This window comes from Mammaliicoccus lentus, assembly GCF_002902755.1.
Classification (GTDB): domain Bacteria; phylum Bacillota; class Bacilli; order Staphylococcales; family Staphylococcaceae; genus Mammaliicoccus; species Mammaliicoccus lentus.
Map to the genome: position 1 here is coordinate 1 of NZ_PPRS01000033.1, position 17370 is coordinate 17370.

Consider the following 17370-nt stretch of genomic DNA (forward strand, 5'->3'; position numbering starts at 1 on the left):
AATTAAAATATAATGCCTTAAATCCAGTATTTAAAAAGTTGAATATTAATAACGTATACCCTGCACCAAATAACATATATTTTTCAATTAAAAATAATCCTAAAACAAATGTTATAATCATGGATATTACTAGAAATAAAGGTTGATATTTTATCTTTTTTACAATTAGTAATCCAGAATCATACATCCAACCTGACATATTAAAAAAGATTATGAATGAGCTAATTACTAATAAAAATTTATATTTTACAAACCCTTCATTAAAAATTACTCTTAGTAAATACTCTCCAAATACATGTGAGCAAATCACTAATAATACGCTAATAATTAAAAATAGAGCATTACAATAAACATTTATAGTTTTATTAAATTCTTTTTTATTACTTTTATATTTACTTTTTATATAAGGTAGTAAAGTCTGATTCAATGTAGACATAAATAGGTTAACTATAGTTATCAAATATATAATCCCAGAAAAAATACCTATTATTGCTATATCAGCAAAATTATTTAATATGTATTTAGGAATTGATGAAGAAAAACTCATTAAAAATTGTACTATCCCCAATGGAATGATTGTTAAAAGTATAGCTTTGACATTTTTCTGTTCTTTATATTTCTTGTGGCTTACTAATCCCATATTTATTTTTTTTTCAAAAAGTAAAATAATGAATTGTAATATGCACTGAGCTATTAATGCTAAAATTAAACTCTTAGTTTCATAAATATATACTCCAAATATTAAGGTGATCGATACTGTACGTAGAACCATTAATTTGGCTGGTGTTTGAAATAATTTTTCTTTGTTTGGAAACCCTTGGTAAAATTCACTATTCATTTCTAAAACTTTTATTACGGCTACTAATATAAAAACTAAAAAGAATTCTTTATAAAATGTTAAACTTACTATAATAACAATTATCATTGCTATAAAATTAGTTATATTCCTTATTTTTTTTAAGTGAATATAATTTACTTTATCTTCAGAAATAATATAAGAACGTAACTTCATATTAAATAATAAAGTAATTGGAGCAGTTACTGCTAAGGCCAAAGTATATTGGCCTAATTCAACATTCGTCAAAAATTTTGATATCAATATAATAAACAAAAATTTTGATATTGCATTAGATATATTAGCTAAAAATACATACGACAAATTTTTTATGACCTTATTCATAATAAACCTTCATTTACGTATCTTAAAATTTTCGTCTTTATCGTTGAACTATCTTTGATATTTGTTACTTCATCTACAAAAAGTTGTAAATTTTCGTCATCATTCCTTACTTTCCCTCTATAAATCTTCTCGTACACTTGTTCCGGATGTATTTCATCCTTATTTAATAGTTCTTCAAACAATTTTTCACCAGGTCTAATTCCACTGAACTCTATCCCGATATCTTCTTCTTTATAACCACTTAATCTGATAAGATTTTTGGCTAAGTCTACTATTTTTACAGGTTTACCCATATCTAATACAAATACTTCTCCACCTGTTGCTAGTGCGCCTGCTTGTAAGACTAGTCTTGATGCTTCTGGTATCGTCATAAAGTACCTTGTCATATCTGGGTGAGTCACTGTTACCGGACCGCCTGCTTCTATTTGCTTTTTAAATAATGGTATTACTGATCCTCTTGAACCAAGTACGTTTCCGAATCGTACTGCTACAAAGTCTGTCTTACTTGTTTCATTGTTCATACTTTGTATAACCATTTCTGCTATTCGTTTTGTAGCACCCATGACGTTTGGTGGATTTACAGCTTTATCTGTTGATACCATTACAAATTTACTTACTTCTGCTAATTTAGCTGCTTCTGCTGTATTTCTTGTTCCTAAAACATTATTCTTAATTGCTTCTTGTGGATTGTACTCCATTAATGGTACGTGTTTATGTGCTGCTGCATGATAAACAACGTATGGTTTATAAGCTTGCATGACTTCTTTCATACGCTCTTTATCTTGAACGTCTGCAATAATGGGTATTACTTCTATTTCTTCTTTATATAGTCCAATAAGTTCTTGATGAATGTGATATATACTATTCTCTCCATGACCAAGTAGTATGATTCTATCCGGTGTGAACTTACATACTTGTCTACATATTTCAGAACCGATTGATCCACCTGCTCCTGTTACAAGTATCGTTTTGTGTGTTAATTCTTTTGAAACGGATGCCATATCTAGCTCTACTGGATCTCTTCCTAGTAAATCTTCGACTTCTACTTTTTTCAATTGATTAACTTCAATTTCACCTGACATAACATTTTCTATGTTAGGCATTTTAAATACTTCTACATTTGCGCCTTCACACAATTTATTAATTTCTCTTAATCTCTGTTGTGAAAGTGTCGGTATCGCAATGATGATTTTTTTAATATTAAATTTCTTTACTAAGTCTGGTATATCTGCAATGTAACCTTGAATTTTAACGCCAGATGCGATAGACATTTTTTGTTTATTAGGGTCATCATCTACTACAAGTACGGGTTCCATCCCCATATATGGTGTATTCATCATTTGACGAATAAGTAATGAACCACCTCTACCACCACCTACGATAAGTGTTGGTTTCTTTTCGCCTTCTTTACTAATAAATGTCTTTCTAAATATTCTCCACGACAACCGTGATCCACCGATTAACAATAAGTGCATCATCCAAGTTATAAAATACAATCGTAAAAATGGTGGTTGTAGCGTAAATATTGAAACAATTATTCCCGTAACGACGATGGATCCCGTAACTGCTTTAACGATTAATATTAATTCGCTAACACTCGCATATTCCCAAGCTCTATGATACAAATCAAAGATTTGAGCGAATACATGATGCGATATAAGCAAGATGAGTGATGATAAAATCAATACGTTAATTGAGTAGCCCTTAAAAAAGGTTCTAAGATGTAATATCCTAAAAACACTGAAAAAGTTACAATTAGCGAGTCTATGAACAACAACATCAAAAGTTTCTGCTTAGTTGATATATATTTCAATTCTCATTCCCCGATTTCTTTAATTAAAATAGACCAAAAAATTTATTCCTCTTAAATTCAATGGGTCTTCCCGTAACCACATTCTTGTCTTGAATCATTGCCTCATTATTATCTAGCAACACCCTTATATCAGACTCAACATTTCTTAATTTAGGCGTGCTAAACAAAACATCCAAACTAAATGGTCTACTTTCTGAATGATGTGCATCTGAAGCAACAAAATGTACTAAATTGTGTTCTAACATTTGTATAGATAATTTTTGTATATTTTTACCAAGTTCACTTGTTAAAGATGATGATGTAAGTTGACTAAGTGCTCCGTGATTGATCAGTTCATATAGTAAATTTATATTTTGAGCAATCGCTTTATTGCGTTCTGGATGCGCAATAATAGGTATAAAGCCTTTAGTTTGAATTTCATATAGAAGTTTCTTAGTGTAGTGTGGTACTTCATTTGAAGGTAGTTCAATAAGTAAGTATCTTGATTTATTAATCCCGTAAATTCTTTGTTGCTCGATTTCTTCGAATATTTTATCTGTTATACGTATTTCTTGACCTGGATAAAGCTGTAAATTTAATTGTGCAATCTCTTCGATGTTGTTAAGTTCATCAATCCCTTTTAACACTGTTTCAAAAGTATTATCATATCTAGGATGTAAATGATGTGGTGTTACAACAATACCTTTAATTCCTTGTGCTCTTGCTTGCTTTAATAGAGCAATGGTTTCATCTAAAGATTGTGGCCCATCGTCAACTCCTACTAAAACATGATTATGGATGTCGATCATTTTTCATCTTTCCCGTAGTAATAATAATAACTAGATGATTTATCTTCAGGCGCTTTGTTTAACACAACTCCTAAAATTTTCGCACCCGCTTTTTCAATGAGTTCTTTACCTTTTTTCACTGCGTTTCGATCATTCTTTTGTACATCTACTACATAAACAACATACTTAGCAATTTCAGAGAACAACTGCGCATCTGTTACGGTATTTACTGGAGGCGTATCAATAATAATAAAATCATATTCTTTTTTTACGTATTGGAATATTTCTAATAAGTTTTCTGAACCAATTAATTCTGAAGGATTTGGCGGAATTGGACCCGCTGTAAGTAAATCTAAACCTGAAATATCTGTCTTATGAATTGCTTTAGAATAGTCCGTCTTATTAATAATCAAATTTGATAAACCGTCAATATTCGTCGTATTGAATAAATAATGCTGTGTCGGTTTTCTCATATCGCCTTCTATCAACAATGTCTTATATCCAGCTTGTGCATATGTGATTGCAACGTTAGCAGAAATGGTTGATTTGCCAGCTGATGGTTTTTCAGAAGTAAATACGACAGTTTGAACATCGTTATCTGCTGTTGAGAATAAGATGTTCGTACGAATACCTCTGAATTTTTCACTAATTACTGATTTAGGTTTATCTACTGTAATAAGTGGTTTTACATTTTCATTTTTAGCCATATTCTTACCTCCCCTAATTTACTAAAGTCTTGTATAGTGCCTAATACTGGTAAATCCAATAATTCTTCTACATCTTCTTCTGTTTTTATTCTCTTATCTAAGATTTCTTTCAAGAATATTATAATAAGTGCGACAATTAAGCCTAAAAAAACACCGAACACTGCATTGATAAGCGGTTTAGGTGAAACTTTATTCCCATTATGATCTGCTTTAGAAAGAATAGAAACATTATCTACGTTCATAATTTTATTAACATCTTTACTAAAGACGTTTGCTATTTCATTAGCAACTTTACCTGCTGCTTCACGACTTTCATTTTCAACAGCTATGTTTAAAATTTGGGATTCTGCTTGATTGCTAACTGTAAGCATGCCTGCAATTTCTTCACTAGAATACTTACCTTTTAAATTTTTAGATACTTTGTCTAAGATTCTTGGACTCTTAATAATTTCTGAGTATGTATTGACTAGTTGTAAGTCTGATTGCACTTGTTGAGCCATCATTTGGCTGTCTGTTTCTTTTTGGTTAACAAGTACTTGTGTTGAAGAAGAATATTTAGGTGTCATAAATAAGAATGTCATCACCATACTTAAAACAAGAAAAAATATCGGTAAAATTATTAAATACCTCATGTTTTTCTTTAATATTGCAAATAGTTTACTTAAATCAATTGTTTCTTCCATAATACCCTCCGCATTTTTGGTTATGCTCAATTTTGATTCGCACAATTTTGATTCGAATAATTTTATTATACATCTTTGTTGTGTATTGTCAAATTAATTTTCAAACTAAAAATTATTAATTACGTTTACAAAAAAATAATAAAATTTTAGAAATATAGGATAATAGAAGCCTATCATTTAAGGTGGGACTTTATTACTAGATTTAAGAAAGAATACTTGAATAAGCACTATTTCATTTGGTAGTCCCCACTAAAGGGTTATATAATTTTATTTTGCGTCTCTCGAGATTTTTCAAACTTTTTTAGAATTAAGAAAGAATAAATTTTTCTTATAAATAGGTAAGCGTATTGCAACAGTAAATTTAAATTGGATTATTAGAGAGTTTACTAGGAATTCAATTAAAAAGTAGAGTCCATAGCTAATAAAAAATAATTAGTGAGGATATCTTGAATTAATATCTAGAAATTCTCTAAATGCTTCTATACTAAATGCATAAGTACTTTTATCTTGATATTCTGTATATAAACGATATAATTTTTTAGAATATATTGATTTTGAGTTAGTGAAATCATACTTTGAAAAACGCTTTTTATTACAGTTTATATAATTAGCTATTTTCTTTATTTCACTAATTTCTAATATCATACGCTCGGATTCGCAATGTTTTAACAAGCTACATATAGAAAAAAATAAAGTTATCTTTAAAGCCATTAAAGATAACTTTATTTAAATCGCTATGATACTCTACAAATGCATTTTCATTAAATTTTGTCATGAATTCTATTCCTCTAGATGTTATAAATTAACACTCGATAAATTTATTAATAGTTTCCCTCTTTTGTATAATCATATTTAATCAATTCCTCAATACTTTTTCTAATGTTTTTTAAATATCCATTTGCTTCTTGCTTTTGGATTGAGTGGATGCATAATTTTATTCGTTTCTGGATTGATGAGTTGTTTCACTTTCTTTTTATGTGGTTTCAACATCTCTAAAATTTCATTTACACGTGCTTCGACAATGGGTTTTTTAGCGTAGGCGCCCCAAGCTAATATCACTTCGTCAGTTTCTTTCACAGCTTTCATAATTTGAATATCTGTATGCTTATCATAAGCATTTTCCAGATGTTTTAGGTTGATTGGTGTCGTTATATTAGAGTATAGGTTCACAAAATGGATTGAACCAAATACATCCATTTCTGAAACTTTGTTCATAATCAGTTGTGTTGTTAAGTCTATGTTAAGTAATCCATCATAATGTGGATACATAGTAATGATTGTGATAACTTGTTTATCTTTATCCCATGTCTTTTTAAGTAGATAGCGATGCTGTTGATCATCACTGAAAATAGCTTCAGTTTCTAATGTGTTCTTTATTGTCTGCATGTTTGTTTCCTCCTAGTTAGTATTCATTCGGTAATAACATGACGTAATAAGAAAGGTCTACATCATCTTCTCGGATAATGTAGACCTTATTGATAGCGATAGACTGTTTGACATTTGCCTTATACGTTTTGACATACCCAGGACGTTCTTGTTTGTGTTTGATATATAGTTGGTTATTGTGCATATTGAATTGGAATATATGAAAATAATCCAATGATTCCTTGCCTTTTGATTGTGTTTGTTCTCGTCGTGCTACGAGTTGCCATAATTGTTTTTGTAAGGTGATAGATAAGCTATTGGCAATACCACGAGTGATATATCTATTCATAAGCGTTTTCCTTTCGTTCTGATTCTTTCATCCAAATGATAATTTCACTAAGAATTGTAATGACGAGTTGTGTAATTTTGATGTATTTATGCATATTATTGTCCTCCTGTTAGTAAGTATCGTTGATCCAAAAGGGGCATGATAGTGTTGTGTAGGTATAAGAAATCCATATCGTGATTTTCATCGATATAACCAATGGCTATGAGTTGTTTCTGATGGTAGAGAATGAAAGGATATATATTACTTTCGTGAAGTGTGTCAGAGTAGTAGGTATAGGTTTGAAGTATTTTATTACTAAGTGGCCCAAGCCTTACATATTTGTCAGGAAGGATATCATCAGCGATTTCCTCGATAGATTCACATTCCCATTTTTCATCCCTTGGCAGATTGAATAAGTTGGTTATATAATGCTTGAGTTGTTGTTCTAATGTCATTGTTATGACCTCCTAATGTATTTGGTTGATGTATACATGTGATACATCATTTAGATAATATATATTTGATTTTTATTTCATTTCTCTCACTTTTGTCACTAAGAACTAAGTGGTAAAAGTGGTAATTTGGTCGATGAAATAATCATTTTGACCATATATTTCGAATTGGAATTTGGGCATAAAAAAAGACCCCCAATCTTTTTTCAAAGATTGAGGGATAAGACTTTCGTCAATTTTATACCGTACGAGTTTCACTTTTTTATCTGTAGTAATTTCAATAGAATCAATCAACATCTTCATAAGTTGATTTTTTGCTTCTGGTGTAGCTTCCCTTAAGTAGACACTAAATCGGCTAATCATCATGGTTAAACGGCTTTTCAGTTTATCAAAATTTGGTACTTCATCTTGTGATTCAGTAGCTTGTTGCGCTTCTTTAATTTGCTTATCTAGCATCTTTAGTTGTCCATTCATCTGACTTTGTTTTGCTTTTAACATTTCGCTATCCATTTGATCATCTAAGAACAATTCTAACAATCGTTCTTGTTGTGTTTTAAGCTTAGCTTTTTGTTTTTCTAAACTATCAATGTCATATTTAATTTCTGTTTGGTTACTATGCTTTTGTTTCAGTTCTTCTATCACATTTGACGCAATCTGCTTGATAATATCTGGTTGAGACAGAATACGATTCAAATGAACATTAATTACACGCTCGACGACTTCAGCATTGATGGCATTACTGTGACATGCAGAACTCCCTGAACGATTGAATAAGGAACAAATGTAATAACGCTTGATTGTCCGTTCTTTTGACTTTTTGGTTTTATAATAAGTCCGTCGACATACCATATTATTACCGCATTCTGGACATTTAATAAGGCTACGAAGGTAAAAATCTCCACCAATAGGTCTGCCTGGTTTAAAACTTTTAGATGCTAATTTCTCATGAACTTGATCAAATACTTCTTCACTTATAATGGCTTCATGTTTTCCTTTGACCAATATCACATCATTTTTATCACTTTTGCCACTTCTTCGCTGTACAGCCCAGTTTTGATGGTTATTGAATCTGACATAACCTTTATAGACTGGATTATTCAAAATGTATTTAACACCATACACTGAAAATGGCTTTTGATTAATAGTACGATACCCCTTTTGATTAAGTACGGTTGTAATTGCCTTAAGTCCTTTATTATGATTTAAGTACAAATCGAATATTTCTCGAACAATGTTAGCTTCATTTTCATCGATAACCAAATCATTTTTCTGGGTAAGTGGGTTAAGTGATAACCTATATCCCTGCAACCTGCCTGTGATAGCCTCTCCACTGCGCGCTTTAGCATTCATCGACATCTTGACATTACTGATCAGTGTTGAACGTTCTATTGATCCTATTAACCCAAACATTGTAACGAGTACTTCTCCAGAAGCATTGGATGTATCAATATTCTCAGAAATCGATTTATAACCTACGCCATGCTCTTTGAATTCATGGATAATATTAAACACGTCTCTCATTGAGCGAGAAATACGATTTAATTTCCAACTTAATACCATTTCGATTTTATTATCCTTAACATCTTGTAATAGACGTTTCATTGCTGGTCGACCTTCAATATTTTTACCTGATATACCAGAATCGATATAAGTTTCATAGTCATAACCCGGGAAATTTTTCACAACTTCTTTGATGAGTACTTGTTCCTGCTCCTTTACAGAATAACCATGTTCTGACTGCTCAGACGTACTAACGCGTGAATAAAGTGCAATTTTACCACTCATAACACACCACTCCTTTTATTAGAATATTGTTACAGACCATCGGACTTGTAACATCATATGGATAATATATATTTATAACTTCGTTTCATTTTTATCACTTTTACCACTTAATCATATGAGTACTACAGGCAACTGCCTGTAGTACGTAATTAGATTACTTACCTTTATTGATACGTTCTTCTATGATAGGCACAAGCACTTCTACAAATGCTTCAATTTGTTCATTATTCACCTTCAAAGTCCTCCTCATCCCATTCCCAAAAGTCTTCATAAAGTAATACAGAATCAGTTATACTTACATTTTCATCGAATTGGGTTAATCCAACTTCTTCAGAATAAGTAACTTGGCGATCAGATTTTTTCCAATCTAATCCTATCCAATATTCATAACCATCATATCGTTTTATTTGAACTTCATAATTTGCTTGAATTAGTTGTTTAATAACCTGAGAACTTACGTTAATTTCTTTCTTAATAACTTCATTTAAATCAGACACTTTGATAGATGAGCCCTCTTTAATTTCTATACTTTTTCTGAGTAAATTAATGCATGCCTTCTGACTGTTAAGGTTAACTGATTTGCTGGATACAAACTTATATCCGAAATTTAACCAATCATGGGTTTTCATCGTAACACGTTCATTTTCGATATATTCCATATTTTCATGTATCATTTGCTGATAAACATACATCAAGTAGAGGAAAATTTGTTTTTTTTCATTTTGTAGTTTGTCATTCAATGATATATCTGCTTTTTTAACATAGTGCTCACATGGTATTATGGCAATCCGACGCTCTAATGCTTTTGCATGTTCTGAAGGAAAATTTAATTTCGCATTCGTATTAAAAATGAGTTTTAAATCTAAAGTAACTTCAACCTGCGTCTGTCCTTTCCGATCCACATGAATAGGCTCAACAGAGAGTAATTTTTTAAAGTCATTAACAACTTTTTCATTGATTTTAGCTTCACCAATTTCATCACTTGCCATAAGCCTTTTACCAATTAGACTTTCTTTATCAAAACGCCCACCAAGCTCATTAAGTGTTTTAGATACTACATCGTTACTATAAAAGAATGATTTAAGTAACTTGAGATAAACCGATTTCCCATTTTTGGCGGTACCATACAAAATCAGACCGCGACGTAATTTTGTATCTGCAGTTAGTAATACCGATGTGTGTTGGATTATAAAACACTTTAAATCAAGATCGAAATTAGCAAGTTGTAGCATATAATTATCGAAATGAGGCGGTATTTTATCAGAGATTACATCATTCATATCTAAATCTAAATTTAAGCGGGTTTTTGGGAAAATATTCAAGTTGTTTTTAACTACTTTAAATGTATTTAGATTGAACATATTTGGACCGCAACCAATGTATTGTTTATCTTCAACAAGTTCTTCAACATCTGTTGACTTTTGTAAGCCATCTACTATACTTTTCAAGATGCTTAGTGAAGGTTTATAATCTACCAGCAACACTTGTATCATTTTAGATATCAACCCTTGCAATTCATCTTCATTTACCTTTTGCCAACCTTTATCTTTAAAAATAAACAATTCTGAAGCAAAGCGTTTGACATGAAAAACATTTATCATCATATCCATTAATATTGTGTCATTCGGTTTTTTCTGAATACTAAAATAGCTATGAATATTAGGTCGATAGTCTACATCTTTAGGGATGTTAAGTTTTAACTTATCAATAAGCTCGTTAAACACCGTTATAGCTTGTCCAGACTCATCTATTTCATCATTATTTCCAACACTTCCTGTTAAGATAGCAATCAGACCTTCACGGTCGATTGCTTCCTTTGCTTCACTCAATAGTTTCGTTAACATTTGTAATATATGATTCATTATAATAATCCTCCATCTTCATTTAATGGTGCTACATCTTGTACATAATAATTACCGTTAAAGCAACCTACATGGATTAAATGCTTTCTATCAATGTATGGATCATAATTCTCATGAGTGGAGCTATAATTACTGTGACGTTTAAGCCAATCATTGATTGACAACTGCTTAGCTGTCTTTTGTGTTGAAATATTACGATTCACATATACAATCTGATTATTCACTTCAATTTCATATGTGAATTGGTGTTTCACATCACCTGAGAAATTTTTTTCCCTTACAGAATGTAACGTAGCTACATATATATAATTTTCTTTGAGTGGTGTACTACTTGGTATTTGTAAACTTTGTCCTCTATCATTATTCATAGACTAAACCTCCTAGTTTTTCCACTGTCACATGGGCGAATTCACCATTAAACAACTGATTAGCTGTACTTTTCATTAGCTGAGCAACATCACGTGCAATTACTTCATGATCACATTCAATCATAATCGCATCGTGTATGGGCATAATAATTTTGAACGTTTTTAGTTCGCATTGTGCTTTGTACACTTCCAATAGAATGTGCTTGAAAATATAACTCGATACAGTTTGTACATAAAATGCCATGATACTGCTACCTTGAAATGCGCTCATATCATGTTCAATACCATAAGGCATAGGCATCGATTTTTTCTCATCGACATGTTTCTTTAGTTCAATGACTTTTGTAAATTGGCTGACCGCGTCCAACCATTGCACTTCACTTACATATTGATTAATCTTGAATGTAGGGCTATTGAAGTTACCACCAAATAGAAACGAACCAATAAATGCACGTTTAACAAGTACTCGTTGCTCATCTGGTAATTCTAATTCACTTTGTAATGCGTCATACAGTCCGTCTTTATGATTCAAAAATTCAATCAGTTTTGAATCTTGAGTCATGTATGCTACAACTGATGGTTCAAACGATTTAAAATCGACTGTATACACCTTCTTAAATTTTGAAGGTAAAATCGTATGTTGGACTGCTTTAGGTAAGCCTTGAAGATTAAAATTTTTAGTTGTAATTCGATGTGTTCGTGTACCAATCAACGATAATTGCGTATATAATCGATTCGTACCATTTAATGCCTGTTCTAACCTATCAAATAGCTTTTCGATCTTATCAGAATGTTCATCATTCTTGGCTCTTTCAAGCATTGTTGCTTTGATATCGGGTAATTTATCGATATTAAGTTTAATGGATTCTGATTCAATCTCTTCCTTTAATGCTTCCAACCCTTGATGTACTTCCACGTATTGGTCTAACTTAGCTCGTTTATCAGCTAAAAGTGCATTATATTTTTGATCTAGCAGTTGGCTGAATTGTTGCTGCAATTGTTGAATATCATCTTGGTTAGATAATTTGTTCATTAATAACTGTTCTGTTTTGTTGCTTTGAGTTAATGACATGATTTGCTCTCTTGCCTTCATTTAAAACCTCTCCTTTATAGTTAAAAGCGGTGCACTCACCTTCAACTTAAAATTTGTTCAAAACGTTTTGACAAGACAATCTTAGTATTAAATAGGCATCACTGATGAAGTGGCAAAAAAAAATATAAAAATTTCCACCATAAAAAAACCCAATCCCTTACGTATAAAGGGATTGGGCTTTTAAATTATTTTTGAATTTTTTACTTAACTTCAATTATGTGTTTTTCGATTATTTCTTCTTTTTAACAGTTGATTCTTAAATTGTTTCATTAACATTACCATTGGAATATTGTATTCATAAGTATTAGTCATTTCAATTTCATTGCTGTATGCATTATAAAATGATTTATATTGATTAATAAATCCGATTTTCATATCATTATAATGTTCTTCCTTATTAATATAACGGTCTATCAATGTTACGACTTGTTGCATATCATCCATAAAATATTGAAACATTTCATTGTCTATATTTGAATGACTTTTCTTATCTAACACTGCTGCTGAATGAAAATCTAAACGTTTGCGTAATTCTAATAAATGTTTCCCAATTTGTTCATCCTCATTAAAATTCTTAATATTTTCGTTGATAACCTTAATCTTATTATCAAAGTCATATTTTTTTAATTGCTTACTTAAATTCTTCTTTTTGTTAAGTTCTTTGTCTATCATTTTCGATACATCTCTAATGAAATAATGCTCAATATCTCTAAATGCTTTAGTTCTGTGATGAGGTTTAGCATTTCTCATTCCCCATCCATCTGCAGCTCGTTGAACTTTATTTAGTATGTTAACTAATAACCAATCTAATTGTTCATCTCTATCATATATGAATGCTTTTTCATCATTTATATCTTCTGTTACTACATTATCTGTTAATTGATTTATAAAATAATTATATCGAAAATCATACTGACTTGACTTTTCACTCGTCTGAGTATGTTCATTAATTCGTTCATTATATTTACTTTCTGAAAATGTTGAGTAAATAGCTTCATGTATAGCAAGTGCAATTTTATCACTTAATTCCACTTGTTTATCTATAGGTAATTGGCTCATTACTTCAGAAGCTAATTGTAACTTATCGTTTATTTTACTACCTGAATCAAACACCTTTTTTACATCTTGGTATGCTTTTTGTGCGTGTATATGTAACTTTAATGGTTTAAATTCAATTTTATCAATATCATTCTTAAGATTTTTAATAAAGTAAGCATATTGGGTTATATCAATATGCTCTATCGCATCTTTTCTTAACCTTATATCTTCATCTGTAATTGCTTTCGGTATATTATCATCTGTCATATTATTTAATAAGACGCATAATATATCAAAAGCAATCCCGTTGAAACTATAAGCAGCTCTTTCACTTTCACCAGGATTTTTTTGAAATTTCTTCATATCAACCTTATAAATATCAACTAATTTATCAATTCTCTTCTGTAACTGTGCCTTATTTTTAAGGTTTAGAGCCTTCTCAAGTTCTTTTTTAGTGTATGTCTTTTGGATTCTTTCTTTAAAATTACTAACGTTACACATTATCCATTGCTCCTTTCGGACCATACTTTTGCAAATCATATACACATAGTAATTTCTTATATGATGTATTACTTTTATTTTCAAATTCAAGTAAATGATTTTTTAATTCATCCAAATCAATATTACCTTTTATTACATTATAAACAAGAACATTTTCTTCTCTACTAAGAGTTATATTAGTATTTTTGCTTATTTCTTCTATCGTGCAACATTCTATTTTAAAACGATCTTCTAAAGAATTTAATATATTTTCAATTTTTTTACTTTGTTGTTTTTTGAGTTTTTCTATATTATTGATATTAGAATTAATTTTACTAAAACAATATATAGGGAAAAATTGGTTTCTTTGAATTGTTTGCTTATTAATTACATCAAGAATTTGTTTGTTTTCTTCTTCTTCTATCTGAAAATATTTTTGCATAAGTTCTGGCACCGTTTGAAACTCATATTTTATCGTTTTTGGAGATCCAATAGCTAGTATTTTTTCACTATTATTTAAATCATCTATATCTTCTGTTATTTCAACCCTAGTTTTACCACCTATATAAATATCTTTTACAACATTTTGAACTTTACGTATATCCATAGCAGAAACTGATAGTTCTAAATTACCTAATGCTTTATATATACTAATGTAATCTTCAGTTTTAATTTTATTAATTCGAATAACTTTATTATTTTCTAACTGAATATCGTGTTCCACAACCTCTTTATTTTTAGAACCTTCGTCGAACTCTACCAGTAAAAAGTTTCTCCTAATTCTTTCAGATAAGTCACTATTTACATCTACATATTTATAAATAGTTTCTAAAATATCTCTTATATTTTCATCGTTTATGCTATATCCTAGAAAAATAATTGGATTATGAATAAATAGAGATAATAATTGTGCTCTAATTAGTTCATAACTAGTATTGAATTTATTGTAATCTTCACTCGTTAATACAATTTTATCTGGTTGGCTTATGCAACCGTGTATTTTATAAACAGAACCATAGGGATTACTCAATAATATTTGATTACCTATTAAAGGATTAAATTCGAATAAGTTTTCTACCAATTTATCATAATTAGTAGTAACAATTGACCCAATATTTTTTCTAGCCTTTTTCATATGAATAAATTCATCTTCAAACTCAGTTCTAAAATTTAGATGCTTAAATAATTTTGATATATAAATTTTGAATCTACTAATATTTATCCCGTTTTCCATTAAATTATAGTATTCATCATTTATTTCTTTAAAATTCCCGTCTCTTTCATTTTTTACAGTTTCATTAAATAAGTTTTCTATCCTTTCTCCTAATGCTGGGAAGTCATAAGAGGAGTCTTCTTTCTGACATTCATCTTTATAATCATAAAATACTTCTTTATTTCCTGTTAACTCATAACAGATATGTTGAAGTAGATTTTCCCAACTATAGCTATTATTTAAGTACCTTAAGCTTAAACCAGTACCGATAAATAATACTGGATGATTTGAATACTTATTTATGAAGTCTTCTATTTTCAATATTATACCTCTTTTCTTTTTTTGTTTTACACAACTCATTTTTTAGTTTTATTTGTGATACGCTTCCCCACGCATGATCTTAAATGCTCTATATACTTGCTCCATCAACACGACTTTCATCATTTGGTGTGGGAAGGTCATTTTACTGAACGACAGGGCATAGTTGCTACGTTGTAGTACTTTGCTATGTAGCCCGTTTGATCCACCGATGATAAATGTTATGTGTGAGTTACCTCGTGTCATGAGGTTATCTATTTCTTTGCTTAGCTGCTCGCTTGTTAACATCTTACCTTCTATTTCCAAGGTAATAACGTGACTGTCTGCTTTGATTTTAGACATAATTCTGTCCGCTTCTTTTTCTTTTACTATCTCTATATCTTTCTCACTCATATTATCTGATGCTTTTTCGTCTGCTACTTCGATTAATTCGGTCTTTGTGTAGGCGCCTAGTCTCTTGTTATATTCGTCTACTGCTTGTTTCCAGTATTTTTCTTTGAGCTTGCCTACTGTAATAATTGTGATTTTCATCTTTATCCACCTTTATACATTGTCTTAAAAGTTACCCACAGGTTATTAACTTATGCACAGTTTCAGTTATCATTATATCAACATTTTAAAATTTTGTTCTCTTTTTTAAAATTCTGTAAGTTATTTTTATTCATTTAGTTATGATTTATCCACTGTTTTTTATACAATGTGGATAACTTTGTGGGTAAGTACATGGTTTATACACAGTTTGTGGACAATTGTGTATAACTGTGTGTATTCCTGTGCACAAAATAAAAAGATATCCCCAAACGCTAAATTGGGGATATCTTTTAGTTATAAGTAATATATTGGTGTTGCTTTTTCTTTATCTGTATCACATAACGTGACTTCTTTTTTCGTATCTATATCATGTTCGTTAAGTATTTGACCCACGCTCATTCTCGCTAAGTCTTTCATGTTATTGTCTTGGCTTAAATGAGATAAATATATACGCTTTGTATTACCTGTTATAACATCGCACATTGCATGTGCTGCGTCTTCGTTTGATACGTGTCCCATATCGCTTAATATACGTTGTTTCGTCTTCCATGGGTATCTTCCCATTCGCAACATATCTACATCATGGTTACTTTCGAATACGAAGGCATCACTGCCATGTATCATACCTTTCATTCTATCTGATACATATCCTGTATCGGTAATCATTGTTAGCTTTTTGTAGTCGTTGTTGAATATATAGAACTGCGGGTCTATCGCATCGTGTGACACGCTAAATGATTCGATATCTATACCTGCTAATGTCTTTGTTTCAAATGGTTCGAAGTTGAACTTTTGATCTAGCGGTATGTTTTTATCTTTTGCTTCTATTTTCTGCCATGTCTTCTTATTAGCATAAATAGGTAGTTTATATTTTCTTGCGAGAACGCCTAGCCCTTTAATGTGATCGATATGTTCATGCGTCACTAAGATGCCTTCTAAGTCGCTAATGCTTCTATCTATTTGTTGAAATAAACCTTCTATCTTTTTACCTGTTAATCCAGCATCTACGAGCAGGCTTCCTTTATCTGATTCTATATAAGTGGCATTTCCTGTACTGCCACTTGCGAGTACGCTCATTGCGATCACAAGTGTTCATCTCCTTTAATTACTGCTTTTTAAAACTATGATTCTTCTAATACAGTTGATTCTGGCTTAATAGCGTCAACGTATAGCAAGGTCGTCTTTTCTTTTCCATCTTCTTTAGATTTCACTTTAACTTCCCAACTTGGAACAAGTACTTGTCCACCTATTTCTTTTACAACACTATAATAGCCTAACCTTACAGATTCTGATATGCTCCCTGTTAAGTAAACACTTAAATAGTGAAAACTTAGCAGGGAGTTTTATTATGACTAGAAATATTAAAATAGATATCAATACTTTATTA

General features: G+C 30.6%; 17 protein-coding genes and 1 pseudogene. All 18 read right to left on the minus strand.

All coding sequences use genetic code 11. The features are described from left to right. Positions 1-1180: lipopolysaccharide biosynthesis protein (locus CD135_RS09400; RefSeq protein ID WP_103269317.1), on the minus strand; the 1180-nt coding region annotated here is incomplete at its 3' end. Next, positions 1177-2993: pseudogene (locus tag CD135_RS09405) on the minus strand (polysaccharide biosynthesis protein). The gene CD135_RS09400 and the pseudogene CD135_RS09405, both read right to left, overlap by 4 nt. A 23-nt stretch (positions 2994-3016) precedes the next feature. Continuing rightward, positions 3017-3781 (minus strand): tyrosine-protein phosphatase, encoded by a 765-nt coding sequence (locus CD135_RS09410; RefSeq protein WP_103269318.1) that lies wholly within the window; start codon positions 3779-3781, stop codon positions 3017-3019. Next, complete coding sequence (locus CD135_RS09415) at positions 3778-4467, minus strand: polysaccharide biosynthesis tyrosine autokinase (protein ID WP_103269319.1); 690 nt, start codon at positions 4465-4467, stop codon at positions 3778-3780. The genes CD135_RS09410 and CD135_RS09415 overlap by 4 nt, the downstream gene beginning before the upstream one ends. After that, on the minus strand, positions 4446-5150 hold the full coding sequence (locus tag CD135_RS09420) for a Wzz/FepE/Etk N-terminal domain-containing protein (protein WP_103269320.1): 705 nt from the start codon (positions 5148-5150) through the stop codon (positions 4446-4448). Before CD135_RS09420 ends, CD135_RS09415 begins: the two co-directional genes overlap by 22 nt. Positions 5151-5582: 432 nt before the next feature. After that, complete coding sequence (locus tag CD135_RS09425; RefSeq protein WP_167543678.1) at positions 5583-5795, minus strand: RepB family plasmid replication initiator protein; 213 nt, start codon at positions 5793-5795, stop codon at positions 5583-5585. A gap of 231 nt (positions 5796-6026) precedes the next feature. Further along, on the minus strand, positions 6027-6536 hold the full coding sequence (locus CD135_RS09430; RefSeq protein WP_103269322.1) for a DUF1643 domain-containing protein: 510 nt from the start codon (positions 6534-6536) through the stop codon (positions 6027-6029). A gap of 16 nt (positions 6537-6552) precedes the next feature. Continuing rightward, on the minus strand, positions 6553-6864 hold the full coding sequence (locus CD135_RS09435) for a DUF960 family protein (RefSeq protein ID WP_103269323.1): 312 nt from the start codon (positions 6862-6864) through the stop codon (positions 6553-6555). 95 nt (positions 6865-6959) lie between these two features. Further along, a complete protein-coding gene (locus CD135_RS09440; protein WP_103269324.1) occupies positions 6960-7298 on the minus strand; it encodes an SAUGI family uracil-DNA glycosylase inhibitor in 339 nt (112 codons plus the stop codon). Positions 7299-7403: 105 nt separating this feature from the next. Further along, complete coding sequence (ccrC, locus tag CD135_RS09445; RefSeq protein ID WP_103269325.1) at positions 7404-9080, minus strand: cassette chromosome recombinase CcrC; 1677 nt, start codon at positions 9078-9080, stop codon at positions 7404-7406. Positions 9081-9304: 224 nt separating this feature from the next. Next, positions 9305-10942: a DUF5906 domain-containing protein gene (locus tag CD135_RS09450; protein ID WP_103269326.1), complete on the minus strand. Its 1638-nt coding sequence runs from the start codon at positions 10940-10942 to the stop codon at positions 9305-9307. Beyond that, a complete protein-coding gene (locus tag CD135_RS09455) occupies positions 10942-11310 on the minus strand; it encodes a hypothetical protein (RefSeq protein WP_103269327.1) in 369 nt (122 codons plus the stop codon). The genes CD135_RS09450 and CD135_RS09455 overlap by 1 nt, the downstream gene beginning before the upstream one ends. Continuing rightward, positions 11303-12403, minus strand: coding sequence for a DNA polymerase (locus tag CD135_RS09460; protein ID WP_103269328.1), 1101 nt, complete (start codon positions 12401-12403; stop codon positions 11303-11305). The genes CD135_RS09455 and CD135_RS09460 overlap by 8 nt, the downstream gene beginning before the upstream one ends. A 210-nt stretch (positions 12404-12613) precedes the next feature. Further along, positions 12614-13942, minus strand: a complete 1329-nt coding sequence (locus CD135_RS09465; protein WP_103269329.1) for a DUF6038 family protein — start codon at positions 13940-13942, stop codon at positions 12614-12616. Continuing rightward, positions 13935-15455, minus strand: coding sequence for an SIR2 family protein (locus tag CD135_RS09470; RefSeq protein ID WP_103269330.1), 1521 nt, complete (start codon positions 15453-15455; stop codon positions 13935-13937). Before CD135_RS09470 ends, CD135_RS09465 begins: the two co-directional genes overlap by 8 nt. Positions 15456-15503: 48 nt before the next feature. Beyond that, positions 15504-15983: a 23S rRNA (pseudouridine(1915)-N(3))-methyltransferase RlmH gene (rlmH, locus tag CD135_RS09475; protein WP_103269331.1), complete on the minus strand. Its 480-nt coding sequence runs from the start codon at positions 15981-15983 to the stop codon at positions 15504-15506. 294 nt (positions 15984-16277) lie between these two features. After that, the gene (locus CD135_RS09480; protein WP_082892485.1) at positions 16278-17060 is read right to left on the minus strand and encodes an MBL fold metallo-hydrolase; all 783 of its coding nucleotides are present in this window, start codon (positions 17058-17060) and stop codon (positions 16278-16280) included. 44 nt (positions 17061-17104) lie between these two features. Next, positions 17105-17320 carry a two-component system regulatory protein YycI gene (gene yycI, locus CD135_RS09485; RefSeq protein WP_420920318.1) on the minus strand — a complete coding sequence of 72 codons (216 nt, stop codon included), beginning with the start codon at positions 17318-17320 and terminating at the stop codon, positions 17105-17107. Between the last annotated feature and the right edge of the window lie 50 nt (positions 17321-17370).